The following is a 25,575-nucleotide window of genomic DNA, read 5'->3' as shown; positions in this document are numbered from 1 at the left end:
TGCCGTTAGGCAGGTAATAATGGTAGCAAACGGTTCTTTTTTTCTTAGAGTCCCGTAGGGACGCAACATCGAAGCTCTGAATATTTTGACAAAAAAAATAGCAAATACCGCCCCAGCAACGTTCTAATAGCTGATTTGTGGATCAAATTCATTTATTTGGTCGGTTTATTAGACGTTACTCTGGAAAATACATGATTCAATTGAAACCCGGGAAATACCGGCGTCGCATTCTTTTCTTATGGCGTGGCTTCGGCATCGGGCTTGCCTTGCTGATACTCTACATCGCTGCCGTTAACCACAATTTTTTCTGGCTTTTTGGCGGAATGCCCGATCTGAAGGCGCTCGAAAATCCTAAAAGCGAGATCGCTTCGGAGCTGATTTCGCAGGACGGGAAGTCGCTTGGTAAGTACCTGATCGAGAACCGGTCGCCGGTGGAAATATCCGAAATTTCGCCCAACCTGATCAATGCGCTGCTGGCGACGGAGGATACCCGCTTCATCAGCCATTCGGGTATCGATCCGCGCAGCCTTTTGCGCGTTGCGAAGGGTATTCTGACCGGCAATTCCAGTTCGGGAGGGGGTAGCACGCTCACGCAGCAAGTGGCGAAAAACCTGTTCAATACGCGTTCGGAAGAGTTTGAGGGTACATTAAGTAAAATCCCCGGCGTGCGGATCGTGATTGCCAAAACGAAAGAATGGATCCTTTCGATCATCCTCGAACGCAAGTATACCAAGCAGGAGATCATGCAGATGTACCTGAACACCGTCTCGTTCGGGAACAATGCCTTTGGTGTCAAAGTGGCTGCCAAAACCTATTTCAACAAAGACGTTTCCGAGCTCGATATTCCCCAGTCGGCGTTGCTGGTGGGGATGCTTCAAAATCCTACGATTTATAATCCGGTGCGGTTTCCGCAGAATGCCCTCAACCGCCGTAATACTGTGCTCGCGCAAATGCGGAAGTACGACGATATTACCGACGACGATTTCAATGTGCTCAGCGCGAAGCCGCTCGGGCTGGAATTCGCGATGGAAACACATGCTAATGGCCCGGCACCCTATTTCTGGGAGTCGATGCGCGGCTATCTGAAAGCCTGGGTGAAAATGTATAACGAGGAAAACGGCACCGATCTGAACCTGTACACGAGCGGCTTGCGGATTTACACGACCATCGACTCGCGTATGCAGGAGTACATGGAAGATGCGCTTACGCATCATATGCAGGAGCAGCAAAAGATATTCAACGACCACTGGAAGGGCCGTAATCCCTGGATCGACGAGGACGGAAAGGAAATATCCGGTTTTATCAATACCGCCGTTCGTCGCCTGCCGTATTTCAATGTGCTGAAAAACAAGCTGGGTGAAGAGGAGGCGTGGAAAGTGATGAACAAGCCTTACAAGATGAAAGTATTTTCCTGGGATGGGGAAAAGGAAATGACCATGAGCCCGATCGACTCCATTAAATACTACAAACGCTTCCTGCGGGCGGGCATGATGGCCATGGACCCGCGCAACGGGCACGTGAAGGCGTGGGTAGGAGGGATCAATTTCAAGTATTTCCAGTACGACCATGTGAAGCAGGGTAAACGTCAGCCAGGATCTACTTTCAAGCCGTTTGTATACACCGCAGGTCTGGATAAAAACTTCATTACCCCTTGCGAAAAGATCATGGATTCGCCCGTCACATTCCAGGCGGGGATCGATGATGTAAACGAAGATTATACACCGAAAAACTCGAATGGTGTGTATTCCGAGCAGCCGCTTTCCCTGCGTCAGGCTTTGGGAAAATCGGTGAATTCGGTGACGGCCAACATTATGAAGATGGTGAAAGCGAACACCGTCGTCGACTACGCGCACAAGCTGGGTATTACCAGCGAATTGCCGGCCACTCCGGCGCTTTGCCTGGGAACCGGCGATGTGTCGGTCTATGAAATGGTATCGGCCTATTCGTCGTTCGCCAACGGAGGCTACAAAGTGCTGCCGATGACGATCCTGCGTATCGAGGACCGCCACGGCAAACTGCTGGCCGAGTTCCATGAGCAGCAAAGCCAGGAACTGAATGAAAATATGGCCTACAATATGCTGTACCTGATGCGCGGCGCGGTGGAAGACCCGGGCGGCACGGCAGGTCGGCTGCGGCAATATGGCGTGACCGAAGGCAATGAGATAGCCGCCAAAACAGGTACGTCGCAGAACCACTCCGACGGCTGGTTTATGGGTATGACGCATAACCTCGTGGCCGGCGTATGGGTGGGAGGCGAGGACCGCAGCATTCACTACCGCAGCCTCGCACTGGGGCAAGGTGGGCGCGTGGCGATGCCTGCATGGGGGGCGTTCATGCAAAAGGTTTACAACGACCAGACGCTCATTCAATACCGCAAAGGCCCGTTCCCGAGGCCCGAAGGTTACACCGGCGAATGCGCAACCGACTCGACGCAGAATTCCGAGGACGTTTACACGCCTCCCGCCAAATCGGATGATGAAGGGGTGTTGTTCTAAAAAACAGGCAGGTCCGCAAGGGCCTGCCTGTTTTTTTACGCCGGTTTGATATTCTGATTTACCCGGAACAGGTTACCCGGGTCATATTTGGCTTTGACCTGCCTGAGTTTCTCATAATTGCTTCCATAGGTCGCCTGCACGCGATCGGCGCCTTCGTCCATCATAAAATTGACATAGGCACCGCCGGCGCCGTGTGGGTGCAGTTCCTGCCAATAGTCGCGGGCAAAACTGGTTACCAGGTCCTTCTCGGAATGATCGGGGGAAATGCCTACGATCACCATTGACCACGTAGCGTCGCGGTAGTTCCATGCGGTGTCATCATTCTTCACCCGGCCGGCAGCTCCGTTGACCGGGTAGAGGTGCATGCCGGAGAAGAAATTCGGGATCCTGTGCGCATGTTTGATATGCACATCCATGACTTCCGGACTGAGATGTTTCACGAAATCGCCTTTCCAGTACCAGTATAATCCGGGGGCGAACAGGTCGTCGAACATGGTTTGGAGTGTCGGAACGGGCATTGGCCCCACGGCGTCGATCAGCGGCTTGCGGAATTTGCGTACCATTTCGAAAACTTCCGCTGCCTCTTCCTCATCGACGCAGCACCATACGATGCCGCACATCAATTGCAAGTGGAATTGTTCCGGAAATATAGGGGCAGGGGGAATCTTGTGAAAGTTGAAGAAGCCACTTACGCTGTCGGGCGCCTTCTTGATAAAGTCCTGATACCATGCCATCATGGCTTTGGCGTCGTTGATATCCCAGAACATGGGCCCGCCGTACACGGTGTGCACCTCGTGCGCGCGGAAAAGAAAAGAGGTTACCACGCCGAAATTTCCTCCACCGCCACGAATGGCCCAGAACAGGTCCGGGTTGTCGGTCGGAGAGGCCTTTACCCTTGTCCCGTTGGCCAACACTACTTCCGCTTCTAGCAGGTTGTCGATGGTCAGGCCGCCGAAGCGTGTCAAATGTCCCAACCCTCCTCCGAGCGTAAGCCCTCCGATGCCCGTTGTGGCATTGATACCAGTGGGCACGGCTAGTCCGTAAGGGTGGCCGGCCTTGTCCAGATCGCCCAGCAGGCAGCCTCCTTGCGCCCGGATGGTACGGGCCACCGGATCGACGGTCACATTCCGCATAGCCGACAAGTCAATGACTAACCCTTGGTCACATACGCCGAGGCCGGCGCCGTTATGGCCGCCGCCGCGTACGGCGACCAGCAGATCGTTTTTACGTGCAAACTGAACGGCTTTGACGACGTCCGTCTCGTCCGCGCAACGTACAATAAGCTCGGGGCATTTGTCCACCATGCCATTATGGACTTTCCTGGCAGTTTCGTAATCGGCGTCACCGGGGGTAATAACCCTGCCCCTGAAATGGGGGATTGTTTTAGAGGAACTGTTTGTTTCCATCTGAGAAGGGGTTTAAATAGAAAACAAAAAAACCTGCCGGTCCGGTCGGACCGAATTTCAGATGATTGTGGTGTAGCAAAGCGTTGGAATGCGTAAAAGGCCGTGGCTTCCGTGATGGGCAGCAAAGTACCGGCGGTTATAAATATACTAATTTTTGATTTGAGGCTCAAAAAGTTAGGCTTTTATAACAGGCAAAATGTGTAGGGAAGTGTTTGATAAATCGATCCCGCAAGCTTAGTTTTATATTTGGGAATGTAAATCGCGTTCCAAGCCCTAATCTGCCGGTATCAAGTTGAAAAATCCTTCGCAATGGAAATGGTTCCGTCCGCTCGTAATCCTCGTCTGGACATTGCTGCTGAACCTTTTTCTTGTTCAGAAATTTATCGGAAGCAACTGGAAAAGCCTCACGATCACGCTCGCGTGGTTGGGATGTACGCTCATTACCTGGCAACTCATGGCGCAATGGAGCGAGAAATGGCGGGCACGGTACCCTGACGTTACCCAAACCCGGCAGCGGATCCTCGGGACTTTTTCGGGCTATCTGGTCATCGAGGTGGTCAGTCAGGTTTTCTTTTTCCTGCTCATGTATTTCGCGCGGTGGGATTGGGAGGTTTTTACCTTAAAAGAATACAGCATTTACATTACCCTCTGCGTGGTGACGCTCTTCGCGGTAGGCGCCATTTATGAGCTGATCTACTCATTGAACCAATATGGGATCGCATTGCAGGAAGAGGAGGCGATCAAGAAAAAGGCCCTGCAAAACCAGTTTGACAACCTTAAAAATCAGGTTAATCCGCATTTTTTATTCAACAGCCTCAATTCCCTTTCGGCGCTGGTCGAGGAGGACCGCGTGCAGGCAGGTGCGTTTCTTGACGAACTTTCGAGTGTGTACCGTTACCTGCTCCATACCAGCGAAAATGGGCTGGCGTCGCTCAAAAGCGAGAGCGAGTTCATCCAGTCGTACCTCTTCCTGACCAGCACCCGCTACGGCTCGGCGATCGAGGTGGAAGTCAATATCGATGAAAGCTGCGCACATTGCATGGTGCCGATGCTCACCTTGCAAACGCTCGTCGACAATGCGATCCGGAATAATGTCGTGATGAAGCAAAAACCGCTGAAATTGTCGATCGCGACGCAGGGCAGACAGCTCGAGGTGCGGAATTCGATCCAGCCGAAGCACGTCAAAGCGGCCCGCGAAGGACTTGAAACGCTCATTTCCCGGTTTCGGGACCTGAACCTCGATGAGCCGATGCTCTTCGATGACGGGGAGACATTTACCGTAAGGATACCCGTCGGGGCGATCCGTAATCAATTCGAAACGACGTGAAGCTACTGGTAACATACACCAAACAGGACATATGGATCGCCCTTGCGTTGCTGCCGGCGTACATCTTACTGATGAATTACTTGTTGGTAGGCAGTGTTTATTTTTCGGACATTTGGGTATTTGCGAGGGCGACAACCGTATCCACCGTCGTTTTCGGGCTTGCCTATCAGCTGGTTCACGCCCGGATCGGTTTCTGGTTTCGCAAGCAGTTTTCGCATTTCAAGCAAACACCCAAACGGATGCTGCTCATGATCCCGGCGCATATCGTTTGCAATCTGGCCATTATCAGCGGCCTGTTCTTCCTCTATAAAGCGGCCGGTTTTAAGGGTTATGTTTACGACCTTACCAGTTTCGAATGGGCGCTTGCGTTGGGTGCGCTTATGAATATCGTCGTCACGTGCATACATGAGGGGGTGTACGCATTTGAGCTTTGGCAACAGAAACTACTCGAAACCGAGAAACTGCGCAAAGCCAACCTGCAAAGCCAGTTCGAAAGCTTGAAACAGCAGATTAACCCGCATTTCCTTTTCAATTGCCTCAATTCGCTTTCGTCGCTGATCGAGGAAGATGCCGAGCTCGCCACGCAGTTTATTGATGAGATGAGTAACGTATACCGCTACCTGCTGCGCAGTAATGAGTCGGAACTCACAACCCTGGAATCGGAGCTGAATTTTGCGACTTCCTACTTCCACCTGCTCAGCACGCGTTACGGCAGTAATTTGCGGTTGGAAGAGGAAATTGATCCGGCGTACCGGCGCTATATGCTGCCGCCGCTCACATTGCAGCTGCTGATGGAAAACGTGGTGAAGCATAATGTGATCATGCCCCAGCAACCGCTCTATATTCGCCTTAATACTACGGTCGATGGCAGGCTGGTGGTGTCCAATAACCTGCAAAGGCGTCCCATAAAAGTACCTTCGAGCCGCATCGGTCTTGCCAATATCGCCAGCAAGTACAGCTTACTGGGCCAGGGAGAGATCGACATCGACGAAAATCCACAGCGTTTCTCTGTAAGCCTGCCGTTGCTGGTTTCGGATTAGTGCTTACTGATCTGGCAGCTGCGCTAATTTTTCGCGTGCGCCAGCAGAGAGCCGCCCGGTATGCGCAAGCTCGTGCACGGCCGCCTGCACAGCCGCGGAAATAGCCGCCGGAGGAGTTTTGCCGTCATAATCCTCTGCATTGATCCGCTTGGTTTCCAAAAGACTTAACAGCTCCGGCATGCTGTAATGATTGGTCAGGATGGGCTGCGGGCCAAAAGTAGCGGCAGGAGCCTTGCGGTCCTGATTGATCGAGCAGGTCAGGAATTGCATTACCGGCGCGGCATGGGCCGGGATCCGGATGTTGATTTCTTTAACAATCAATCCATTAGGGGATTTTGTGTTTTCCGAAATGAAAACAGTCCCTGCCGGAATTGTCACAAATGCAGGTGTGCCCGTGTTGTTCGAAAGTTGCATGCAAAACCGAACTTCCCCGACTCCATGTCTGTCTGATTGACCGGCGCAGTTTCCGTCAGAATATGGTCGGTCAACGATTGTAATGCCGTTTGGCAAGCTTAGCAGCGGGCCTTCCGGGCTCCGGTCGGAGCTGCCGAAGCCGGGTGCCGATGATTTCACCTCGTCCGGCACCGGAGCAGAATGAATGCAGCCGCAAAGCGCGGCTGCCAGGATGGAAACATACAGGAATAACCTCGTCATATCTTTTTCAAGGTCATGACACTCTTGATTGCAGCTGATGTTCCGTCTTCGGGGAGCAGGTTAAACCGTACTTTTAAAGTGGTTTCAGTCAGCTCGAGCACTTCCCAATCGTCTTTTTCCAGGCCGCTGGGCACACTTTTCATTTTGATGATTTTTGCGGCTTCGTCGTAGGTCCAGTCGGCAGCGTAGCTTTCCTGTTCTTCGTTCGCATTGCATCGCTTACTGCCGGTATTGGTGATAAATTTACCATTCTTTTGAAATACAATAAAGTCGTCAAAGTCGCATTCGATGAGCAGCTGCATGAGGTCGGTTTCTTTATCGCCGTCCTCGTCGAGGTCGAGCGGCTTGACCAGGTCCCAGGTTTCGGTCTTCCATTTTTTGTCGGTAAAAGTGATTTTAACAGGCTCCGGCGCAATCTCTTTTTTGTCGTTGTCTTTACAGGCGGATGTCGCGATGGCGAGCAGGGAAAACAGGGTAACGTAAGTGTAAAGTTTCATTTTCATGGCTAACAGATTTGCATTTGATTGGGCCAAAATTAGAATGGTTTTGTAGCCCAGGCCGCGGGCATTGTGCACCAAATGGGACAAGGGGGGGATGAAGCGTACAAGGCGGTGTATGGAGTGTTCGATCGCCTTAAATGTCGGTTCAGGCTCGTATTTTGCTGCTACCAACCGATGTTATGACGCTTCATAGCCCATAAATACCGCTTCATAGGACGTTTGTGTGTTTCCGTTTCCCGCGGGTTTCGGGAATTGGTTATCTTGACCTAACTTTTGACCTTAAAACAGGAACAACAAAAACCAATTTATGAAGGTATTATTGATAGAAGACGAGGATCTGGCTGTGAGAAAACTCTCCAAACTACTGACTGAAATTGATAGTAAGATAGAAATCGTCGGAAAGGCGGCTAGCGTGCAGGAGTCGGTGGACTTCCTGAAAGAAAATGAAACCCCCGATCTTATTTTGATGGATATAGAGCTCGCCGATGGGCAGAGCTTTGAGATTTTCGATCAGGTGAAGGTGGAATCGCCTGTGATATTCACCACTTCCTATGATGAATACGCGCTCAGGGCGTTCAAAGTCAATAGTATCGATTACCTGCTTAAGCCGATCAAGCGCCAGGAACTGGAAGCAAGCCTGGCGAAATACAACCGCCTGACGCGAGGCCCGGAGAGCGACCCTGCCAAAAATGCCGCCAATCTGGACCGTGACGCGATCGATTCGCTCGTGAAGCAGCTCCGCCAGCAAATGCAACCTTCGGAATACCGGAAGCGGTTTCTGGTGAAGCACTTGCAGCAATGGGTGCCCGTGGAGGTGAGCGACATCGCCTATTTTTATTCGGAAGAGGGGACTAGCCTTTTCAAATCCAAGAATAATCAGAAATATCCGGTCGATTACACCCTCGACGAACTCGAAAAAATGCTCGACCCGGACTGCTTTTTCCGTGCTAACCGCCAATTTATCATCAGCGTGCATTGCGTGCAGCAGATTAACCCGTATTTCAATAACAAAATCAAGCTGGCGCTTACGCCCGCACCCGAGAGCGAGGTGATTATCAGCCGTGAAAAAGCGATGGATTTCAAAAAATGGCTTGGTAAATAGCATTACGCAATTCATGCAGCGATAATGACGCTTCAAGGGATTTGACAATGGGAATCGCCGGTGGGCGGGGCATTTTTGCAACGTCGGCCCTGCCGGCAGTTTTTCCAAACTGTTATTTCCAAAGCCATGTTAAAAAAAATCCTGAAATGGACCGGCCGCGTGCTGCTGGTCGTCGTATTGCTCGCGCTGGGTTATTACACCAAGGCGTACATCACCATTGATAACCGGAAAAGTAAAGTCTATCCGGTGAAACCCGTCAAACTCGACATCCCGACCGATTCAGCCACCATTGCCATGGGCCAGCGCCTTGTGACCACCAAGGGCTGCAACGACTGCCATGGCAAGGACCTGGGGGGCCGGGTTCTCTTCGAACAAAATGGGGTTGGGCGACTGGTAGCCCGGAACCTCACCAAAGGAAAAGGCGGCATATCCAAAGATTACGACACCGAAGATTGGGTACGTGCAATCCGTCACGGCGTGCAGCAAGATGGTACGCCGCTTATTTACATGCCGTCGGCCGGCTTTAACAAGCTCAGTGAAACTGACTTGAAAGCGGTGATCGCCTATTGTGCGCAGGTACCGCCCGTCGACCGCGTGAACCCACCCAGCGAGATCGGCGTCGGTGCGACGATTCTGGCTGACCTCGGAGAACTGGAACTGTTCGAAGCGGAGAAAATCGATCACAATGCAGCACCTCCGTTGGCGATCCGCGAAGGCATCACGGCCGACTTTGGTAAATATGTGTCGCAAATTTGCACCGGTTGCCATAAACCAGATATGAAAGGCACACCGGGAGAAGGCGGTACGCCGGACATTTCATCCACCGGAAAAAGCGCCCGCTGGACTGACGAACAGTTCTTTCAGACCCTTCGCACAGGTAAGCGCCCGGATGGCACCGAACTGAAAGCGCCCATGCCCTGGCAGATGACCGCCGCGTTTTCGGATACTGAAATGCGGGCACTGCGGGTGTATTTGAAAAGCATTTAATTCCATCTATTTGCAACAACGCCGGGATGGCGTTGGAGTTTTCCCGAATTATTTGGAAATTGGACGCCATCCTGCTCAACTCGTTTCTTCTCATTACTCAACCGGCCAATCTGTCGGATCTGCCTTTGGTTAGGCTTATGCCGCCCCTATGGGTTAGTTTCCATAATACAGTTATTTCACCGGATTATTTCTATGAGTAGAATCAAATGTTTGATCATCGATGAGCCGTACGTCGCGAGTGTTCTCGAATCCTACATCTCCGAGTTGGACACCCTGGAACACGTAGGGACATTTTACCACGCGATCGACGGGTTGATGTATCTCCAACGGAACAAAATCGACCTTCTTTTCCTGGACATTATGCTTCCCAAAGTAACGGGAGAAGCATTTTTGCGGCTGTTGCCTTGCCGGCCCAGGGTTGTTTTCCTGTCGGACAAGAAAAAGCGATGGACGCGTGGGGACGACGAGTACATACTCGATTGCCTGGTAAAGCCCGTCACGTTCGAAAGTTTCCTGGCGAGTATTGAACGTTACTATGCTACCGCACCGCCGGTAGTCGTGAAGCGGAGTTTCCCGACGCGGCGCAAGCGAACTGCGCCGGATAGGGGACCGTTCATTTACCTCTTTTCGGGTAAGTCGGTGGTGAAGATATTTTTGGACGAGGTGCTTTACATTGAGGGGTTCAAGAACTATGCGAAGATTACCACGAATGAGAAAGAGATCGTTGTGTATCAGGGCCTGGCGGCGATAGAAACACGTTTTGCGGGCAGGGGATTTATGAGGATACACCGCTCGCTGATCGTCGCGACCAGCAAAGTAACGGCATTCACTGAGCAGGCTATCGAGATCGGTACGCACATCCTCCCTGTGAGCGCTCCCTACCGCAAGCAGGTCGCGCGGCTGATATGCGCAGGCCTGAGAGACGTATAGCGTAATTTTCGGTGACGTATAATATTGCTTTAAGAAAAGATAATCGTACTTTGAAAGCCTAATCCAATCTTTTCAAATATGGGAAAATTCGTAATTACAAAAAGGGCTAACGGAGAATTTCAATTTAACCTGAAAGCCGGAAACGGTCAGGTGATCCTGGCAAGCGAGGGTTATACCACCAAAGCGGCTTGCGAGAATGGGATCGAGTCGGTGAAAAAGAATTCGCAGGACGATGCACGTTTCGACCGTCTTACTTCGAAGAACGACAAATTCTATTTCCTTTTGAAGGCCACGAACGGGCAGGCAATCGGAAGCAGTGAAATGTACGAGAGCGTAGCGAGCCGCGAGAACGGGATCGAATCCGTGAAAAAAAATGCACCAGAGGCTGAGGTTGATGATCAATCGGCGGCGTAGGCCGTTCAGATATATGGAAAAAGCGCAGGATGTTATTTGTCCTGCGCTTTTCTTTTGGTCTCCCCAGCGATATTGGCATAGTAATTGCATCGCGTATATTGATCCAAAACGGTATTTCATGGTTTCCGACTTCAACAACCGCATTCGTCAAATTGCCTTTCTGCTGATTGTCACCGCGTTGGCGGTAATCGTTTTCAAGCAGCTTTACATTTTCTTCCCCGGCTTTCTCGGTGCACTTACCATTTACATTCTTTGCCGGAGGTACTATTTCCATCTTACCGAGCAACGAAAGTGGAAGAAGGGCCTCACCGCCGTGTTGTTTATGTTTCTTTTTATGGCATGCATTGTGGCACCGGTGTATTTCGCAGGTCAGATGATATTTCAAAAAATCACCTTGATCCTGGAAAACCCTGACCAGATAAACCACGCCATCGACGCGATTTCCGCGCAGCTCCGCGAATGGACCGGCCAGGATTTGCTTACCAGAGAGGCGACAGCGGATATCCGTAAAAGAGCAGCGGGTTTTATTCCGGGAATACTGAATAGCTCGGCCACCATGCTGGGAAACCTGCTGATGATCCTTTTCCTGGCCTATTTTATGTTCAAAAACGGCAGGTTTATGGAGGAAAGGCTGGAACATTTCATCCCGCTCAAACATAAGAATATACAATCCCTGGCCGACGAAACCTGTGGCATGGTGCGTGCCAATGCATTGGGCATCCCGCTCATTTCGCTCATCCAGGGGCTGGTAGCGTTGCTGGGTTACTGGATATTCGGGATCGAAGATTTCGTGCTGCTCGGATTGATCACCGGCCTGTTTGCCTTCTTTCCCGTAATCGGCACGGCTATGATATGGTTGCCGCTGGTGATATTCCTGTTTTCCAAAGGCGAAACTGGAAAAGCGATCGGTCTGGCGGCGTACAGCGCGATCATCATCGGGAATATCGATTATGTAGCCCGCATTACTTTCTTACAAAAAGTCGGCAATGTGCACCCGGTCATCACGATCCTCGGATTGATCGCCGGTTTGAAACTGTTCGGTTTCTGGGGCTTCATTTTTGGCCCGTTGCTGATCAGCTATTTGTTGCTGCTGATCAGGATTTACCGCAGCGAGTTTGGCGGAGATGTCAAATCGCCGCATCCGCCTTCGACCTGATCTCGTAATTGTGGTAGCCATCGGGCGCGTCCGACCATTTATAGACGACTTTCTTAAACCGCAGGTCGTTCACGATCCCGTAAATATTCTTCATAAAATCCTCCTGCACCCGCTCAGGCTTGAATATCCGGCCTTCGAATGTGAGTATTTCCTGATGCTTGCCCGCCAGGCCAATGTGCACCTGTTGTTCGTTCAGTGCCTCTTTCTTGGATTCGACGTAGGCGCTGCGTAATTCCGGGAAGTCGCGTTGCTGTACTTGTACCATTTTCTTCTTAAGGGTTTCGCGTTGCGCTGCTATCTTCTCATCGGAGCTGGCCCGGGCTTCATTGTACAAGGCTGCATTCGACTTGTGCCACGAAAGCCGTGTTGCCAGGTCGGTGCTACTATCTCCGTTTTTGAGTTTCAGGTCAATATCGCTGACCGCGTTTTGCAGAAAGAGCAGGATATTTTCGTTGGCGGCTTTGTTGACCGGTTTCGGTGCATAGAAATAAATGGCTATGCCTGTGGCCACTGCTGCCAGCAGGAAGTACACGATGTATCTGCCAAGCGCGGCCCGTACCCTTGGGGCCGCATGTAATTCTGTTTGTTGATGATGATGGATTTCCATGTCTGTTGGTTTTTTTCCTTAACTAATGGGAGCATGGGGATCAAAAAACATGCCAAGGGGCTTTGGAATAGATTTTTCTCGCGAGCGGGGTATTTCAATCAATGCACTCTGATCATGAAAATTCAGCAATTTTATAACAAGGCTTACGGATGGATATTGGAAACGGGGCCTTCTGTTCTTATAGGTATAGCGGTGCTGGTGGCGGGCTTCTGGCTTATCCGCGTGTTGTCGCGCTGGCTCAATGCGCACATGTACAAGCGCAACATTGATCCTTCCCTCACACCATTTCTCCTCAGCCTTGCCGTTACCGCGCTGCGGGTATTACTTATTATATCGGTCATGCAGATCATCGGCATCCAAATGACCGTTTTTGCGGCCCTGATCGGCGCAATCGGCGTTGCGGCAGGTCTTGCGCTATCGGGCACCCTGCAGAATTTTACGAGTGGGGTCCTCATTCTGGTCCTCAAACCTTTCCACGTCGGCGACAACATTGTCGCGCAGGGGCAGGAGGGGACCGTGCAGGCTATCAAGATCTTTTATACGGTGGTGAAAACTTACGACAACCGCACGGTGGTCATACCAAACAGTAAATTGTCGAACGAAGTGATCATCAACATCAGCAGCTCGGGCAACAGGCGGCTCGATGTGGAAATGAAATTCACCAATGCAATAGATTTCACGGAGATTAAAAACATTGTCAACAATGTCCTCGATCATGCCCAAAGTGCCCTTAAAGTACCCGAAAGACGCATTGGAATATCGTCCATTGAGCCTGATGGCTACAAAGTGATGGTGAATGTGTGGCTCGATGCACATGGTTTTGTGGACACCAAAATGGAGATCCAGGAGAAACTAATGGAGGCTTTGAAGGGGGCCGGTCTCAAATTACCCGGATTGAGTTAAGTTTTTTTCAGCTCCGTGCAGCGCTTTTTGAGACAGGCGTGTCTTCTTGCATGTTCCGCCGGAAGGGGGATAATCAGAAAGGCATTTTCAATCAGACTATTAGCCATGAAAAAGATAGTCGGACAGGTTGGAAAAAACCGGATTTCAAAATAGCTTGGCTGACGGTATTCATAAAATGAATTTGAGATGGTAAAGAAGCATGGAAAAGCCGGTCGCGAACGGTGGACCAGGATATGCCTGATGAACAGCCTCCTGTTTGTGACGCTTTCGCTGTTGTGCTGCGGAACGGATAATGAGGTGAAACCGGAGTCGACCCCGGGACTTACGAAGGCCGAATTTCTCGGCAGGCTGATCGTGCAGGAAAGGTATTGGCGGATCGAGGAGATATCCCGCCAGGAGGAAGATCAGATTGCGACGTTGAACGTCAGGGAGAAAACCAATATGCTGAGCAATTATTATCTGAACGATGTGATTCCGCTCGTGGCCGTACAATTTGGCCGGGGTTACTATGGGAAAGGGGTAGTGACCGAATCCCAAATGACCGGGGCATACGGTAAAGTCCCTTTTGGTGAATTTCAATGCACGCTGATGCTCAAATCGACGAAGGAAAGCGGAGAATGGAGCTGGGACAATGAACGCAAAATGATGAAACTTCCCTTGCCGGAGAGCATACGGTCGCTCGCAGAGGCGCTGTCGGGTACTGATTGGCGACCCGATAGCGGATATGTAGCCAACGAACCGGCACCGCTGTTCAGGGGGGTGGAGGAAGCCCGCAGGGCGGCAAATCCGGAGCGGATCAGGATTCTGGTAGAGGAGGAAACGATGCAGGGAAAAATTACTTATGCATTTATCATGCGGGCAGCCTGGATGACGGATGTCGAAAAGCGGGATGCCGAGCACAAATTTGGAGTATCCTTATATTAATTACATAACTGGCACCCCGGCGATCAAAATCATTTGATGCTATGAATGAAAGAATGTTTACTGACAAATTACTTCTTCTGATTGTTTCGATCCTCTTTCTGAACGGATGCAGCAATTACAAAGATCAACAGGTGATCCCGCCGGAAATATTGCCGGAAGCCATTATCAGGGTAATGTCTAATGCGTATCCCGATGCTACGGACGCCACATTTCAGGCGATAGAAAAGGACAAGCTTTATGAAGTCTATTACAAATTGAAGGGGAATTCTTTTTATGCCGCGTTAAATACTAAAAAGATATTAAGTGTGTACCGGATGCATGGCGCGCTTCCCGATTCGATGAAGCATGCACTTCCTTCGAGGAACATGACCGGAGGAGTAGCCGAGGCTTACAAAGAACCTGAAATTCAGGGGAGTCCGGATAAAAAATATAGCGCCAGATATACCTGGAATAACCAGGCCTATTTGCTGACCTGGCTCCAATATGACCTTATTAATCCCAAAAAAATGTCGGTTACGTTGGAGCCCTACATCAAGTTTTCGTACGCGATCGGCAAAGATGAGCTGGTAGCCTTACCCGGGCCTGCGATTAGTTTTTTGGAAAGGGAAAAGCTGAGGTTTTCGGCTGCAACGGTTTATATTAATGATAAGAATGAAAAAATATATGAAGTAAATGCCTATACCGCGTCAAGTACCAATTATGACTTTACTTTCAATGCGGCGGGAAAGCTCACCAATACGGTTTATCGGGCCGAGGCATTTTATTACAATATTGATGAATACCCTGAAAAAATACAGAACTTTGTAAAGAACTCGTGGGTATTTTCTTCCATGAAAATACTGGAAGGCTATAAATTTTCAGACCCGATTGGGACAGGTTATGGGATGATTATGCAGGGAACGGATGAAAATTGCCGGTTCACTTTCGACCAGGATGGTAACTTCGTGAATATGGTGTACCAGACCGTAGTCGATCGGTGAGCGAGAAATAATTGTTTCAACGATACACTTCATAACCCTTCTGAATGACCTTTTTTCGCAGCAAGAAATACAGTTCGCTGGCCGATCTGGTTCGGGCTTGTCAAGCCGGGGACGCCAGGGCGCAGACTGCATTCTATGAACGGTATAAATCCAGATTGCTGGGGCTTTGCCTGCGTTATGCGAAAACAAAGGCGGAGGCTGAGGATATATTTCAGGATGGTTTTATCAAAGTTTTCAAAAATATCAACGAGTTGAGGAATGTGGAGGTGATTGACGCCTGGGTGAAATCGGTGGTGATCAGGACAGCGATTAATTACTATCACCGGACGACGAAGGAGCAGCAGCTGCATTCGAACCTCGATGACTTTCAGCGCGAGATCGATTCGGGAGATTATGGAAAGATTATCACTCAGATTGACATGAATGTACTGCTGAATGTAATCAACACACTACCGGACGGATACCGGATGATCATCAACCTGCATTTGATAGATGGTTATACCCACAGCGAAATCGGAGAGATGTTGTCCATTTCCGACAGCACGTCCCGGTCGCAATTTTTAAGAGGAAGAAATTTATTAATGAAGAAGTTACAGGAAAAAGGAATTACGCAATATGAAATCTTCTGACGAGCGTATCGACGAGGAGTTGCGTAAAGCTCTCCGTGAACGATTCGATAATTTTGAACGGCTGCCTGATCCGACTCTCAGGGAAAAGATATTCCAGGGGCTTGGTGGTGGAACCAGCATGGTGCAAACGAGCCTTGTTGCCTCCTTGCTGCTGTTGATTGCACTGACGGCCACTGTATATCTCGTGTCTTATTCGGTGGAGAAGAAAAATGAAATGGTCGCTGGCGCGAAGCACGTTACGCAGGAATTTTCCAATGCGCTGACTGCCAAGTCCGAAGCGCCGGTACGGCGAGAAGATCGGGAGGTGGCGGAAAGAGCTTCCGCCAAGCAGGAAATTGATGTGGTGAATACGGAGTTCGCGCCTTCCAGGTCGGAACTGGTCGAATCCAACGCTGTGCGCAAAGAAGGAGAAGTGGTAGCGGCCAGGACCTCACGTGCGAATCGCGTGGTCACACAATCCGATAGGTACAAACGCGCGGATATGCCTGGACGAACTGAGCTTACCCCGTCGAAAGACGCATTTGATCATTCAATTCGGGGCACCGGCAAAGACATTTCGTTGTCATACAGAGCTTCCCGGGAGTCGGAAGTGAAGAAAATTGATTTTGAAAACCTGTTGCCGGAGCGTGTGGTAACCGGAGAAAGCGATATCAAGGAACTGGAAGGGCCCTCTTTGGCCGATCAAGACATCGGGGTGCTGGATCACAGGCCAGTGGCCCTTCCAAAATATAACTGGCAGCCCGATAGCCTCGTAACACCCGGTAAGCCGCAAAAACGTTACGAATTCCTTTTCAAGGAGCATTGGAGTTTCATCGCAGGATTGACGCCTTTACGGACATTCCAGATCCTGACCGTGAGGCCGGGGAACGGGGTCGTTTATCAGAACTTTGTTTTACCCGCCAAAATCTCGGCGCAAACTGTCGGCTACAAGTTCTCGGCCGGCGTCGAGCGTAAAGGATTTCAATTTTTGCTGAATTACGGGCAATTCAAGCAGTCGTACCGGTATGAGATCGCTACCAGCGAGTTTGCCGTAGGGCCGGATCTCACCGGTAACTACGAAGTGATACGAAAAGGCATTCCGCAGGAAGAGAACAGCACGGTTCGCCTCGTAGGAATGGCCGTTAGAAAGCACACGGTACGCCGCTCGCATTTCCTGCGTAACTATTTCGGGGATTTCGGTACGGAATTCAGCCGCGACTTGTCTTCGAGAAAGAATATGGTTTGGGTTAATGCCGGTTTTGGAAAGGAGCTGTTTGCGGGCAATAATGCGGTCATGACTGTCGGGCCCTATTTTGAATATAGCCTTTCAAAACTGCGTAATCCTGATAATCCATTCAAAATACAGCCTTACCAGATCGGACTTTCCGTGGGTTTGCGGTATGCCAAAAAATAAGCCGGCGCACACTGCGCCGGCCTACATTTCCTGCACCATATTACGTTTTTACACTTCCGATTTCGGATATCCCCAGCAACGCCGCGATTTCGTTTCCGAGCCCGGGCGGTTTTCAGCGCCCCAGTCAGTCAGCACGTTGATCACCGGTTCGAGACTCTTGCCGAGGTCGGTGAGCTGATATTCCACGCGCGGCGGTACTTCGGGGTACACTTTCCGGCTAATGAGCCCATGGCCTTCCATTTCGCGTAGTTGGAGGATCAGGATGCGCTCCGATACGGCCGGAAGGCTGCGGCGAAGGTCGCTGTAACGCATCGTACCATTGGCCAGGCGCCACAGGATAGAGGGCTTCCAGCGGCCACCGATCAGGTCCAGGGTGTAGGCCATATCACAATTTCCATTGATCAACATTTCGTTTTCAAGGTTCGTGGAGCTCTGTTTTCGCATAACTTACATTTGTGTTAGTACTTGATAAGTATGTTAGTACCTGTAAAATTACGAGTGACGCGGTAGTTTTGCAATGAAATCAAAACCAATTCATCATCATGCAAAATTTGAAAGACAAAGTCGCATTCGTAACAGGCGGAAGCCGGGGCATCGGGGCAGCCATTGTGAAAAGGCTGGCGGCCGAAGGGGCGAAGGTGACTTTTACGTACGTCAACAGTAAAGATCAGGCGGATGCACTCGTGAGCGAGCTCGCACAGGAAGGCCTCAGTGCAGTAGCCGTTCAATCCGACAATAGCAAAGAAGGCGCCGTTTCAGCAGCCATAGACCAGACGATCGAACATTATGGAAAGCTCGATATCCTCGTGAACAGCGCAGGCGTGTACGTGGGCAAAGCATTTGAAGAGCACACCACGGCGGAATATGATTATGTAATGAATGTGAATGTAAAATCCGTTTTCGAGGCGTGCCTGACGGCCTCACGTAAAATGGAGAACGGCGGACGTATCGTTACGATCGGCAGTTGTATGGCCGATCGTGCGGCGGTGCCGCAGGCGACCTTGTATGCCGCCAGCAAATCGGCATTGTCGGGCTTTACGAGAGGGCTTTCGCGTGACCTTGGGCCCAAAGGCATTACGGTGAACCTCATCCAGCCCGGACCGGTAGATACTGATATGAACCCGGCAGATTCACAATTTTCCGATTTTCAGCGCGGCATGATGGCGATCCCGAAATACGGCCGTCCGGAGCACATTGCGGACGCGGTAGCGTTCCTTGCCAGCCCGACCAACAGCTATACGACGGGCTCGGTGATTACCATCGACGGGGGCACGTTGAGCTGATTTCGGACCGTGCCGGTAGGATCGCACCGATTAGTTTCCAATATTTGCCGCCGACACCAGGCCGTGAAAACCATTGGAAAAAGACCCCGCATTGCAAAGGATGATAATCGACCATGTTCTGCGCCGTATTGAACTCTCGGAGGCTGAACAGGCGCATTTTGTTTCGCTTCTGAAAATCCGCAAGCTGCTTCCCAGGCAATATCTCGTCCAGCAGGGCGACGTATGCCGCCACGAGAGCTATGTTTGCAAAGGTTTCCTCCGTTCCTTTTGTATGGACGAAAGGGGCAACGACCATACCCTGCATTTTGCGATGGAAGACTGGTGGATCTCCGATTCCACCAGTTTCCATTTACAGGTGCCTGCCACCCGGAACATCGTCGCGCTCGAAGCCTCGGTTTTACTGCAAATAGAAAAGGACGACCTGGAACAGCTATACAAAGACATTCCGGCGTTCGAACGCTTCTGGCGTATTCTCGAACAAAAAGGTGCCATCGCGCAGGACCAGCGCATTCTGAATGCGATTTCGATGACGGGTGCCGAGCGGTACGAGGCGCTCATTGCCAAATATCCCACCCTCGAACAGCGCATGCCCCAGCGGTACATTGCCTCGTACCTGGGCATTACGCCCGTATTTTTGAGCCAGATCCGCAAGCAGTTATCGAAGCGGTCTTAAAGAAGTTGAAGGGTTTTTATTAAAATAGTTATACGCCCTGCCGCTGACCGGCCCGGTACTTTTGTAGTCAAAAAACAAAGTATGGAAACGATCAGTAAAACGATATTCGACCCCCTTGAAATACGCGGCAGAAAACTGGCTAACCGCCTTGTGGTCGCGCCTATGACCCGCGTGAGTGCTACACATGCGGGCGTACCTACGCAGGAAATGGCAGATTACTATGAAGCATTTGCCGAAGGCGGCTTTGGCATGATCATCACCGAAGGTACTTATACCGACGAATTGTTCAGTAAAGCCAATCGCGACCAGCCGGGAATCGTGAATGCGGAGCATATGCATGGTTGGAAGCGTGTCGTGACGGCCGTGCACCGGCACAATGCGCTTATTATTAGTCAATTGATGCACGGTGGGGCATTGTCGGAAGTAACGGGGGCGACGATTGCACCTTCGGCTGTACAACCGGCCGGTTTGCGGTCCACTGATAACTCGGTATCGCCCAGCCCGTTCCCGATGCCACGCGCCATGCAAACGGAAGATTTGAATGCGGTGAAAGAGGGTTACGTTCGTGCCGCATTACTTGCACGGGAGGCGGGTTTCGACGGGGTAGAACTGCACGCGGCGAATGGTTACCTGTTCGACCAGTTTATCACGCCGCATACCAACCTCCGCACCGACGAATATGGCGGTAATGAGCGAAACCGCTTGCGTTTTTTGATGGAAGTGTACCAGGCCGTGAAGGCCGCATCACCCGGCGACTTTATTGTAGGCATTCGAATTTCCGAAAGCAAAGTCAACGATCTTACATACCGCTGGCCGGGCGGTTCCGAAACGGCACGGCGTATTTTTGAAGTGCTCGCCGAAATAGACCCTGACTATGTGCATATCGCAGCCGAAGGGGGCCGATGGGAGCGTGAATGCAAGTATCCCGATGGAAGCTCTTCGAATAGCATTGCCAAAAGCCTGCTCCGATCCCCTGTGATCGCGAATGGCGGAATGCATGATGTTGCACTGGCCGAAACATTGCTGAATAACCATGCGGCCGACCTCGTATCGATCGGCCGCGCAGCCATTGCATCGCCTGACTGGCCTAAGCGGGTAGCGGCGGGAGGGCCGGTGGTGCCTTTCTATAAAGAGCTGATCAAACCCAGCCTTACGCTCGCGCATACGCAACGCGTGAAGGAGCAATGCCATGAGTCGACCTTATGCTGAGCGGGCCGGGGTTTATCTGGAAGCGAAATCCGGCCGTTCGAAAACTTCGTTGACCGGTCGGGTTTCAATCCACCAGATTTCATTCAATGATGAATCGTAGTATTTTGCGAGTGGCCCTTTGAGTAGCATTACCCGCTTAATGTCCTGTTTTTCGGGCATCAGGTTGCTGCTTGCGCCGTAAACCTGGCGAAAGCCGTCGAGCAGATAGGGCTCGTCTTTGAGTCTGGCAGGCTCGAAGGATTGAGCGTCTTTAACTTCAACATTACCTTTTACCAGCGTGGCTGGTGGCGCATCGCGGTGAAGCGGGAAGGTGAGATAGACAATCTCCGTGCAGACATTAGGCCCGTAGTTTCGTCTTTCCTGGTCTCCGGTCAGCATATAGGGATAGTTCTTAAATGCCTCATTAATTTCGCGTGGTGTGGCTTCTTTCCCATTCAGGAACAGTTTTGTATCGCCGTCATAGCCTAACAGATTTTTTTTGCGATCGAAATAGCCGCCTTTGTAGAGCGTAATCACGTCTTTTGACCATCGGTGGGTTTGGATATAGTCCGTCCGCAGTTTCATTTCTTCTTTTAGCGGTTCTGCATTTTCAAGAAGGAAAGCTTTGAGCTCCGGGCGTATATCACGTAGATTGTATCGATCGTAGAATGGTTTTGAGGAAACGCCATACCATTTAGGCTGCAGTTCCGGCATAGTGCTTTTTTTTAGAAAGTGGTAGGGGAACGTTTCCCCGAAGGTGAATCCTCCATGGTAAACCTCGCCAGAGATGAATCCAAGGTACCCACCTTCACCGTTTAAAAGCTCATAATTGTACTCGTGGCTGACGCCTGCTTCGGGTTTGACGGGCAATTCTATGAAGTAAAAACCGTCTTTATCTGTTTTGATCGTTTCTATGTACACACCATCGTGTGTAATTTTTAAAGGTAAATTGGAAACTGGTTTGCGGGTCTCCGCATCGAGGAGCAAGCCGGATAAATGCAGGAGGTTTTGAGGCTTTCTTTTACTAACCTCGGTAGACGATCGATAGAAGTTTTTCACTTTCTTTCCTCGGGGTACGTCCCACCGGAATGCCGCCAACATCACCGCCAGCAACGGCAGAATAAACAGAAAACACGCCAGCAACGCCTTTGGGCTGGCATTTTTGTTCATCATTACAATCCGCTGTTTCAAGGAGTGGTAACCAAACTGGTTCACCAGCGAGAACTCCGGGCCGATGGCCGCTTTCAGAAGCAGGTATTGATACGCTTTTGTATCGGGGTGGTTTTCCAATACCTTCTGGTCGGCAATGTATTCCAGATTCTGACGGATGGCGCTGCGGATTAGCCACGCAAAAGGGTTGAACCAGTTGATAATGCACAGGATTTCCGACCAGATCACGTCCAGCGAATGCCACTGCTGCACATGGATGTATTCATGCAGGATCATGTCCTGCAACTCGTCGGGCTTATGCAGATGGGGGTTGTAGAAAATGGCTTTCCCGAACGAGAACGGGCTCATGTCGAGGTCGAAATGAAAGATTTTTACGCCGTCGTTTGAAGTGAGCCGGGACTGTGAGCGGATACGGAGATAGGAGCGGATGTGTGCTAATAGGCGTAAGGTCATGACGGCCACACCGGCAAGCCATATGTGCAGCATCCAGTCGGTAGCGCTCAGCGGCCACGAATCCGCAGCAGCCACCGGCTCGCCGGGAAGATCCATTGGGAAGGCTGCTGTTTCAGGTGCGGCTCTGTGCGTGAGGGCGGGTACGCTTTGCACAAACACCCGCGCAGGACTGGGCTCGGGCGAAACGAATTGGTTGATATTAATGAAGGGGATCGAGAGGCAAAGCATCGAGTACCAGCGGAGATAATATCGGTTGGCATCGTAAAACGTAAGCTTGCGCAGTATCCAATGGTAAAAAAGGGCGATCACTGCGAGACCGACCGACAGTTTGAGCAGGTAATCCGGAAATGCCGACATAGCTGAGAAATTTTGGATGAATTACTTCTTTCCTTCGATCAAGCCGATGATCTCCCTCAGTTCGTCGGCCGAAATTTTGTTCTTCTGCGCGAAAAAGCTCACGAGTTCCTTGTAGGAGTTCTCGAAGTAGTCTTTGACCACGCTTCCCATAAACTTTTGCTTGTAAGCCTCCTCGCTGATCGCCGGTGCATACAAATAGGCATTGCCAACCAGCCGGCTATGGAGGTACCCCTTCTTTTCGAGGTTTTTGATGGTCGATGCGACCGTCGTATAGGGTGGGACGGGAGGTGTCATAGCCTCCATGAATGACTTTACGTTTCCTTCGCCGGTTTTCCACACCGCGAGCATGGCGTCCTGCTCCTGAATTGTCAGTTTTTCCATAACTACGATCTTTTCGTAATTCTACGAATGTTTCGTAGTTATGTCAAATATTTCAACTAAAAAATTAATCGAAGGCGTGTAGCGGATTAGATACCAGGGTTCTGGCTTTTGTAAAACTGGACTTTCTTGAACATTTCTATCAATGTCGAAACTTTCAGCTTTTCGAAAATGCGTGCTTTGTAGGTGCTGACTGAACTTTCGGTAAGGTTGAGCTTGATGGCGATTTCTTTGGTCCAGTAACCTTCGATCAGCATGTCCATTACTTCCAGCTCCCGTTGCGAGAGGTGTTCGAGCGGGTTTTCCCCATTAGGTTTGTTTTCGAGGGTGTTGCGCAGCAGTTGCTGCTGAACGGCCGTGCTGATGTAGTTCCCGATTTCCAGCATGGACAATATCGCCTTTTTGATTTCTTCCTGAGAGGCATTTTTGGAAAGAAACCCATTGGCGCCCGCTTTGATATAATGCAAGGCATAGATCTCTTCTTCCAGGCTCGAAAAGATCATAATCAAAACTTTGGGCTGCACTTCCCGGATTTTCGGGATCATGTTGAAACCTTCGCCGTCGGGAATATTAATGTCGAGAATAACCAGGTCGATCTGATTACCGGCGAGTTGGGCGAGTGTCTCACTGAAAGAGCCAGCTTCATGAACGACCACCGGGTTCAGTAAATCGAGAATTAAGAACCGGGTAGCGAGCCTGACAATAGCATGGTCTTCAACCAGTAAGATTTTTTTCATTTTTTTAAGGAGGACTTGTATTCAGTTTCGGACCGGTTATAACTTTTTGGCATTCAATGGCTATCAAATAAATGCAGTAAATATTAAGTAAAACTCCTATTATTTAATGTAAAACTTATTCAGCGGTCTGTACAAGTTTACAGTTATTTAACCGGTTCGGCAAAAAAAGTTTTACTATGTATGCCAAAATTTCCGGGTTCAGAAGCGTTCAGGCTATGTTTAAACTGCATTTCCGGCTTATTTTAAGGCCTTGCTATTCATCGTGCTTCCCGCGGTCGTAAGTTTTGGTTAGAGTTTGTTTGAGTTATGTTAGAGAAATTTCTACATTTACGTGTAGCGACAGATGTGTAATATTTATTCTTAAATTCGCATCTTTGAATTGCGAACTAGTTCCAAATCTGGAATAAGTAGAATTATGACAGTTGCGACGGAGGCTAAATGCCCGGGTTCTGTCTGCCAATCAGCCAATTTATGAATATACTCATTATCGAGGACGAGCCGCTAACCGTGCTGGGATTAAAGCAGAAGATCGGTGAGATCAATCCCGCAACGACGGTCGACAATACATCGTCCGTCGAAACAGCCTATGACCTTGCAAGCCGTAACATTTACGAGCTGATCATTCTCGACATCGATATCAAGGGTAAAGCCGGCGCAGGCGTGGTGGAGCGGATGAAGGCACTGTATCCCGGTACCGCCATCCTGGTTATTACCGACCTGGAAGAAAGTATTTACGGCCTGCCGTATATGAAGGCAGGTGCGGACGGTTTCCTGTCGAAACTGGCGTCGTCGGCACAGTTCGATGAGGCGATCAGGGCAATGATGGTAATGGGCAAATATGCGAGTACACCTTTGCAGCAACAGATTATCCAGGAAAGCCAGATAAGCCGTTCGGTACGGTATGTGAACCCGTTGATGAGTATTTCGGACAGGGAGCGGCAGGTAATGAACCACCTCATTGCCGGGAAATCGACCGGAGAAATAGCGGCTATTCTGAATATCAACAAGACCACTGTCGGGACGCATAAAATGCGGATACTTAAAAAGATGCAAGTCAACAGCCTGATCAAGCTGATCGAGAAGGTGACCATGCTGAGTTGATCAATACATAAAGTGCTGTCGTTGAAACCTCGATATATTTCTACAAAATAACAAGAATCTCTTTTCTGATAATATTTCTAATATTGTACGAAATAATATTAAAACCCTGTCTGTATCGGTTAGCACTTCTATGAAATTTTTATGTATTGAAGATCACCCGCTCATTTTGCTGGGGCTCAAAATGGTATTTGCCGAATTCTACCCGCGAGCCGTTGTCAGCCATGCCGAGACTTTCCAGGGGGCACTCGCGACCGTCGAACAAGAGCGCTTCGATTTGGTCGTTCTGGACATCGACATCCCGGGCGGCGAGAACGTCAGGATGATGAAAATGCTGCGGGAGAAGCAAGCGGGCCTGCCGATCCTGATCCATTCCGCATTTGACGAAAAAGTATATGCATTGCCGTACCTGCAAGCCGGTGCCGATGGGTTTATATCCAAGCAGGCGCCGCAGGAGGAGTTTCTTAACGCCGTGCAAGCCATCCTCGATCACGGCCGTTACGTGAGCTACGACGTCCAGCAGATTTTCCTTTCGAGTTTTACCGACGTAAGCGGCCGCACCACGGGCGGTAATCCGATCGTCTCGCTCTCGCCCCGCGAGCGGCGCGTGATGCAGCTGATGACGGAAGGCAAATGGACCAAAGAGATCGCCGCGATCATGAATCTTAAAGAAAACACGATCAGCACCTACAAACGGCGTATCTACGACAAAATGGAGGTAAAGGACCCGATCGAATTGTCAAAAAAAATAGCGTTGTTCAGGTGAGCAACGCTATTGGGTAGGGGGCCGT

At 50.3% G+C, this 25,575-nt stretch carries 26 protein-coding genes; 18 read left to right on the top strand and 8 right to left on the bottom strand.

Annotated elements, in window-relative coordinates:
- The first annotated feature begins 191 nt into the window (after positions 1 to 191).
- A complete protein-coding gene (locus J7619_RS09700) occupies positions 192 to 2,495 on the top strand; it encodes a penicillin-binding protein 1A (RefSeq protein WP_291197390.1) in 2,304 nt (767 codons plus the stop codon).
- Positions 2,496 to 2,530: 35 nt separating this feature from the next.
- Here the strand turns inward: J7619_RS09700 and J7619_RS09695 are convergent, their stop codons facing one another.
- Positions 2,531 to 3,901, bottom strand: a complete 1,371-nt coding sequence (locus tag J7619_RS09695) for an FAD-binding oxidoreductase (protein ID WP_291197388.1) — start codon at positions 3,899 to 3,901, stop codon at positions 2,531 to 2,533.
- Positions 3,902 to 4,193: 292 nt separating this feature from the next.
- On the opposite strand from J7619_RS09695, the gene J7619_RS09690 reads away from it, so the two are divergent.
- Together J7619_RS09690 and J7619_RS09685 are read left to right on the top strand one after the other, a co-directional pair.
- The gene (locus J7619_RS09690; RefSeq protein WP_291197386.1) at positions 4,194 to 5,228 is read left to right on the top strand and encodes a sensor histidine kinase; all 1,035 of its coding nucleotides are present in this window, start codon (positions 4,194 to 4,196) and stop codon (positions 5,226 to 5,228) included.
- A complete protein-coding gene (locus J7619_RS09685; protein ID WP_291197384.1) occupies positions 5,225 to 6,268 on the top strand; it encodes a sensor histidine kinase in 1,044 nt (347 codons plus the stop codon). Before J7619_RS09690 ends, J7619_RS09685 begins: the two co-directional genes overlap by 4 nt.
- 3 nt (positions 6,269 to 6,271) lie before the next feature.
- Here the strand turns inward: J7619_RS09685 and J7619_RS09680 are convergent, their stop codons facing one another.
- Together J7619_RS09680 and J7619_RS09675 are read right to left on the bottom strand one after the other, a co-directional pair.
- Positions 6,272 to 6,922: a hypothetical protein gene (locus tag J7619_RS09680; RefSeq protein WP_291197382.1), complete on the bottom strand. Its 651-nt coding sequence runs from the start codon at positions 6,920 to 6,922 to the stop codon at positions 6,272 to 6,274.
- The gene (locus J7619_RS09675) at positions 6,919 to 7,425 is read right to left on the bottom strand and encodes a hypothetical protein (protein ID WP_291197380.1); all 507 of its coding nucleotides are present in this window, start codon (positions 7,423 to 7,425) and stop codon (positions 6,919 to 6,921) included. The genes J7619_RS09680 and J7619_RS09675 overlap by 4 nt, the downstream gene beginning before the upstream one ends.
- Before the next feature lie 304 nt (positions 7,426 to 7,729).
- Between J7619_RS09675 and J7619_RS09670 the strand changes: the two genes are divergently transcribed.
- From J7619_RS09670 to J7619_RS09650, 5 genes are all read left to right on the top strand, one after another.
- A complete protein-coding gene (locus J7619_RS09670; RefSeq protein WP_291197378.1) occupies positions 7,730 to 8,524 on the top strand; it encodes a LytTR family DNA-binding domain-containing protein in 795 nt (264 codons plus the stop codon).
- 126 nt (positions 8,525 to 8,650) lie between these two features.
- Positions 8,651 to 9,511: a c-type cytochrome gene (locus J7619_RS09665; RefSeq protein WP_291197377.1), complete on the top strand. Its 861-nt coding sequence runs from the start codon at positions 8,651 to 8,653 to the stop codon at positions 9,509 to 9,511.
- Positions 9,512 to 9,703: 192 nt separating this feature from the next.
- Positions 9,704 to 10,441: a LytTR family DNA-binding domain-containing protein gene (locus J7619_RS09660; protein WP_291197375.1), complete on the top strand. Its 738-nt coding sequence runs from the start codon at positions 9,704 to 9,706 to the stop codon at positions 10,439 to 10,441.
- 78 nt (positions 10,442 to 10,519) lie between these two features.
- Positions 10,520 to 10,855: a YegP family protein gene (locus J7619_RS09655; RefSeq protein ID WP_291197373.1), complete on the top strand. Its 336-nt coding sequence runs from the start codon at positions 10,520 to 10,522 to the stop codon at positions 10,853 to 10,855.
- 118 nt (positions 10,856 to 10,973) lie between these two features.
- A complete protein-coding gene (locus tag J7619_RS09650; protein WP_291197371.1) occupies positions 10,974 to 12,011 on the top strand; it encodes an AI-2E family transporter in 1,038 nt (345 codons plus the stop codon).
- On the opposite strand, the gene J7619_RS09645 is transcribed toward J7619_RS09650, so the two are convergent.
- Entirely contained in the window at positions 11,983 to 12,618 is a 636-nt protein-coding gene (locus J7619_RS09645) for a hypothetical protein (RefSeq protein ID WP_291197369.1), read from the bottom strand. The two genes, J7619_RS09650 and J7619_RS09645, sit on opposite strands and share 29 nt — an antisense overlap.
- A 114-nt stretch (positions 12,619 to 12,732) precedes the next feature.
- On the opposite strand from J7619_RS09645, the gene J7619_RS09640 reads away from it, so the two are divergent.
- From J7619_RS09640 to J7619_RS09620, 5 genes are all read left to right on the top strand, one after another.
- Entirely contained in the window at positions 12,733 to 13,521 is a 789-nt protein-coding gene (locus J7619_RS09640) for a mechanosensitive ion channel family protein (protein WP_291197367.1), read from the top strand.
- Positions 13,522 to 13,707: 186 nt separating this feature from the next.
- Positions 13,708 to 14,445, top strand: coding sequence for a hypothetical protein (locus tag J7619_RS09635; RefSeq protein WP_291197365.1), 738 nt, complete (start codon positions 13,708 to 13,710; stop codon positions 14,443 to 14,445).
- Between the two features lie 41 nt (positions 14,446 to 14,486).
- Positions 14,487 to 15,425 carry a hypothetical protein gene (locus J7619_RS09630; RefSeq protein ID WP_291197363.1) on the top strand — a complete coding sequence of 313 codons (939 nt, stop codon included), beginning with the start codon at positions 14,487 to 14,489 and terminating at the stop codon, positions 15,423 to 15,425.
- A 44-nt stretch (positions 15,426 to 15,469) separates the two neighbouring features.
- The gene (locus J7619_RS09625; protein WP_291197361.1) at positions 15,470 to 16,054 is read left to right on the top strand and encodes an RNA polymerase sigma factor; all 585 of its coding nucleotides are present in this window, start codon (positions 15,470 to 15,472) and stop codon (positions 16,052 to 16,054) included.
- Positions 16,041 to 17,447, top strand: a complete 1,407-nt coding sequence (locus tag J7619_RS09620) for a hypothetical protein (RefSeq protein WP_291197359.1) — start codon at positions 16,041 to 16,043, stop codon at positions 17,445 to 17,447. Before J7619_RS09625 ends, J7619_RS09620 begins: the two co-directional genes overlap by 14 nt.
- Before the next feature lie 48 nt (positions 17,448 to 17,495).
- Here J7619_RS09620 and J7619_RS09615 read toward each other — a convergent pair whose 3' ends face one another.
- Positions 17,496 to 17,891, bottom strand: coding sequence for a helix-turn-helix domain-containing protein (locus J7619_RS09615; RefSeq protein WP_291197357.1), 396 nt, complete (start codon positions 17,889 to 17,891; stop codon positions 17,496 to 17,498).
- Between the two features lie 98 nt (positions 17,892 to 17,989).
- On the opposite strand from J7619_RS09615, the gene J7619_RS09610 reads away from it, so the two are divergent.
- The 3 genes from J7619_RS09610 to J7619_RS09600 all read left to right on the top strand — a co-directional run bounded on the left by J7619_RS09610 (position 17,990) and on the right by J7619_RS09600 (position 20,612).
- A complete protein-coding gene (locus J7619_RS09610; RefSeq protein ID WP_291197355.1) occupies positions 17,990 to 18,730 on the top strand; it encodes an SDR family NAD(P)-dependent oxidoreductase in 741 nt (246 codons plus the stop codon).
- A 73-nt stretch (positions 18,731 to 18,803) separates the two neighbouring features.
- Entirely contained in the window at positions 18,804 to 19,403 is a 600-nt protein-coding gene (locus J7619_RS09605; RefSeq protein WP_291197353.1) for a Crp/Fnr family transcriptional regulator, read from the top strand.
- Positions 19,404 to 19,484: 81 nt separating this feature from the next.
- Positions 19,485 to 20,612, top strand: a complete 1,128-nt coding sequence (locus J7619_RS09600; protein ID WP_291197351.1) for an NADH:flavin oxidoreductase — start codon at positions 19,485 to 19,487, stop codon at positions 20,610 to 20,612.
- A 12-nt stretch (positions 20,613 to 20,624) separates the two neighbouring features.
- Here J7619_RS09600 and J7619_RS09595 read toward each other — a convergent pair whose 3' ends face one another.
- The 3 genes from J7619_RS09595 to J7619_RS09585 all read right to left on the bottom strand — a co-directional run bounded on the left by J7619_RS09595 (position 20,625) and on the right by J7619_RS09585 (position 23,686).
- Positions 20,625 to 22,571 (bottom strand): M56 family metallopeptidase, encoded by a 1,947-nt coding sequence (locus tag J7619_RS09595; protein WP_291197349.1) that lies wholly within the window; start codon positions 22,569 to 22,571, stop codon positions 20,625 to 20,627.
- Between the two features lie 21 nt (positions 22,572 to 22,592).
- A complete protein-coding gene (locus J7619_RS09590) occupies positions 22,593 to 22,952 on the bottom strand; it encodes a BlaI/MecI/CopY family transcriptional regulator (protein ID WP_291197347.1) in 360 nt (119 codons plus the stop codon).
- 86 nt (positions 22,953 to 23,038) lie between these two features.
- Positions 23,039 to 23,686: a response regulator transcription factor gene (locus tag J7619_RS09585; RefSeq protein ID WP_291197346.1), complete on the bottom strand. Its 648-nt coding sequence runs from the start codon at positions 23,684 to 23,686 to the stop codon at positions 23,039 to 23,041.
- A 471-nt stretch (positions 23,687 to 24,157) separates the two neighbouring features.
- Between J7619_RS09585 and J7619_RS09580 the strand changes: the two genes are divergently transcribed.
- Both J7619_RS09580 and J7619_RS09575 read left to right on the top strand, forming a co-directional pair.
- Positions 24,158 to 24,787, top strand: a complete 630-nt coding sequence (locus J7619_RS09580; RefSeq protein ID WP_291197344.1) for a response regulator transcription factor — start codon at positions 24,158 to 24,160, stop codon at positions 24,785 to 24,787.
- Between the two features lie 130 nt (positions 24,788 to 24,917).
- A complete protein-coding gene (locus J7619_RS09575) occupies positions 24,918 to 25,550 on the top strand; it encodes a response regulator transcription factor (RefSeq protein ID WP_291197342.1) in 633 nt (210 codons plus the stop codon).
- Positions 25,551 to 25,575 lie beyond the last annotated feature (25 nt).

Origin of the sequence: Dyadobacter sp. (assembly GCF_017744695.1) — a bacterium.
GTDB lineage: Bacteria > Bacteroidota > Bacteroidia > Cytophagales > Spirosomataceae > Dyadobacter.
The sequence above is the reverse complement of the archived record's forward strand: the minus strand, read 5'-3'. Positions and strand labels throughout refer to the sequence as shown.

Coding starts and splice junctions, on each gene's coding strand:
- J7619_RS09700 (WP_291197390.1), top strand. CDS start 192: ATGATTCAATTGAAACCCGGGAAATACCGGCGTCGCATTCTTTTCTTA.
- J7619_RS09695 (WP_291197388.1), bottom strand. CDS start 3,901: ATGGAAACAAACAGTTCCTCTAAAACAATCCCCCATTTCAGGGGCAGG.
- J7619_RS09680 (WP_291197382.1), bottom strand. CDS start 6,922: ATGACGAGGTTATTCCTGTATGTTTCCATCCTGGCAGCCGCGCTTTGC.
- J7619_RS09675 (WP_291197380.1), bottom strand. CDS start 7,425: ATGAAAATGAAACTTTACACTTACGTTACCCTGTTTTCCCTGCTCGCC.
- J7619_RS09670 (WP_291197378.1), top strand. CDS start 7,730: ATGAAGGTATTATTGATAGAAGACGAGGATCTGGCTGTGAGAAAACTC.
- J7619_RS09665 (WP_291197377.1), top strand. CDS start 8,651: ATGTTAAAAAAAATCCTGAAATGGACCGGCCGCGTGCTGCTGGTCGTC.
- J7619_RS09660 (WP_291197375.1), top strand. CDS start 9,704: ATGAGTAGAATCAAATGTTTGATCATCGATGAGCCGTACGTCGCGAGT.
- J7619_RS09655 (WP_291197373.1), top strand. CDS start 10,520: ATGGGAAAATTCGTAATTACAAAAAGGGCTAACGGAGAATTTCAATTT.
- J7619_RS09650 (WP_291197371.1), top strand. CDS start 10,974: ATGGTTTCCGACTTCAACAACCGCATTCGTCAAATTGCCTTTCTGCTG.
- J7619_RS09645 (WP_291197369.1), bottom strand. CDS start 12,618: ATGGAAATCCATCATCATCAACAAACAGAATTACATGCGGCCCCAAGG.
- J7619_RS09640 (WP_291197367.1), top strand. CDS start 12,733: ATGAAAATTCAGCAATTTTATAACAAGGCTTACGGATGGATATTGGAA.
- J7619_RS09635 (WP_291197365.1), top strand. CDS start 13,708: ATGGTAAAGAAGCATGGAAAAGCCGGTCGCGAACGGTGGACCAGGATA.
- J7619_RS09630 (WP_291197363.1), top strand. CDS start 14,487: ATGAATGAAAGAATGTTTACTGACAAATTACTTCTTCTGATTGTTTCG.
- J7619_RS09625 (WP_291197361.1), top strand. CDS start 15,470: ATGACCTTTTTTCGCAGCAAGAAATACAGTTCGCTGGCCGATCTGGTT.
- J7619_RS09620 (WP_291197359.1), top strand. CDS start 16,041: ATGAAATCTTCTGACGAGCGTATCGACGAGGAGTTGCGTAAAGCTCTC.
- J7619_RS09615 (WP_291197357.1), bottom strand. CDS start 17,891: ATGCGAAAACAGAGCTCCACGAACCTTGAAAACGAAATGTTGATCAAT.
- J7619_RS09610 (WP_291197355.1), top strand. CDS start 17,990: ATGCAAAATTTGAAAGACAAAGTCGCATTCGTAACAGGCGGAAGCCGG.
- J7619_RS09600 (WP_291197351.1), top strand. CDS start 19,485: ATGGAAACGATCAGTAAAACGATATTCGACCCCCTTGAAATACGCGGC.
- J7619_RS09595 (WP_291197349.1), bottom strand. CDS start 22,571: ATGTCGGCATTTCCGGATTACCTGCTCAAACTGTCGGTCGGTCTCGCA.
- J7619_RS09590 (WP_291197347.1), bottom strand. CDS start 22,952: ATGGAAAAACTGACAATTCAGGAGCAGGACGCCATGCTCGCGGTGTGG.
- J7619_RS09585 (WP_291197346.1), bottom strand. CDS start 23,686: ATGAAAAAAATCTTACTGGTTGAAGACCATGCTATTGTCAGGCTCGCT.
- J7619_RS09580 (WP_291197344.1), top strand. CDS start 24,158: ATGAATATACTCATTATCGAGGACGAGCCGCTAACCGTGCTGGGATTA.
- J7619_RS09575 (WP_291197342.1), top strand. CDS start 24,918: ATGAAATTTTTATGTATTGAAGATCACCCGCTCATTTTGCTGGGGCTC.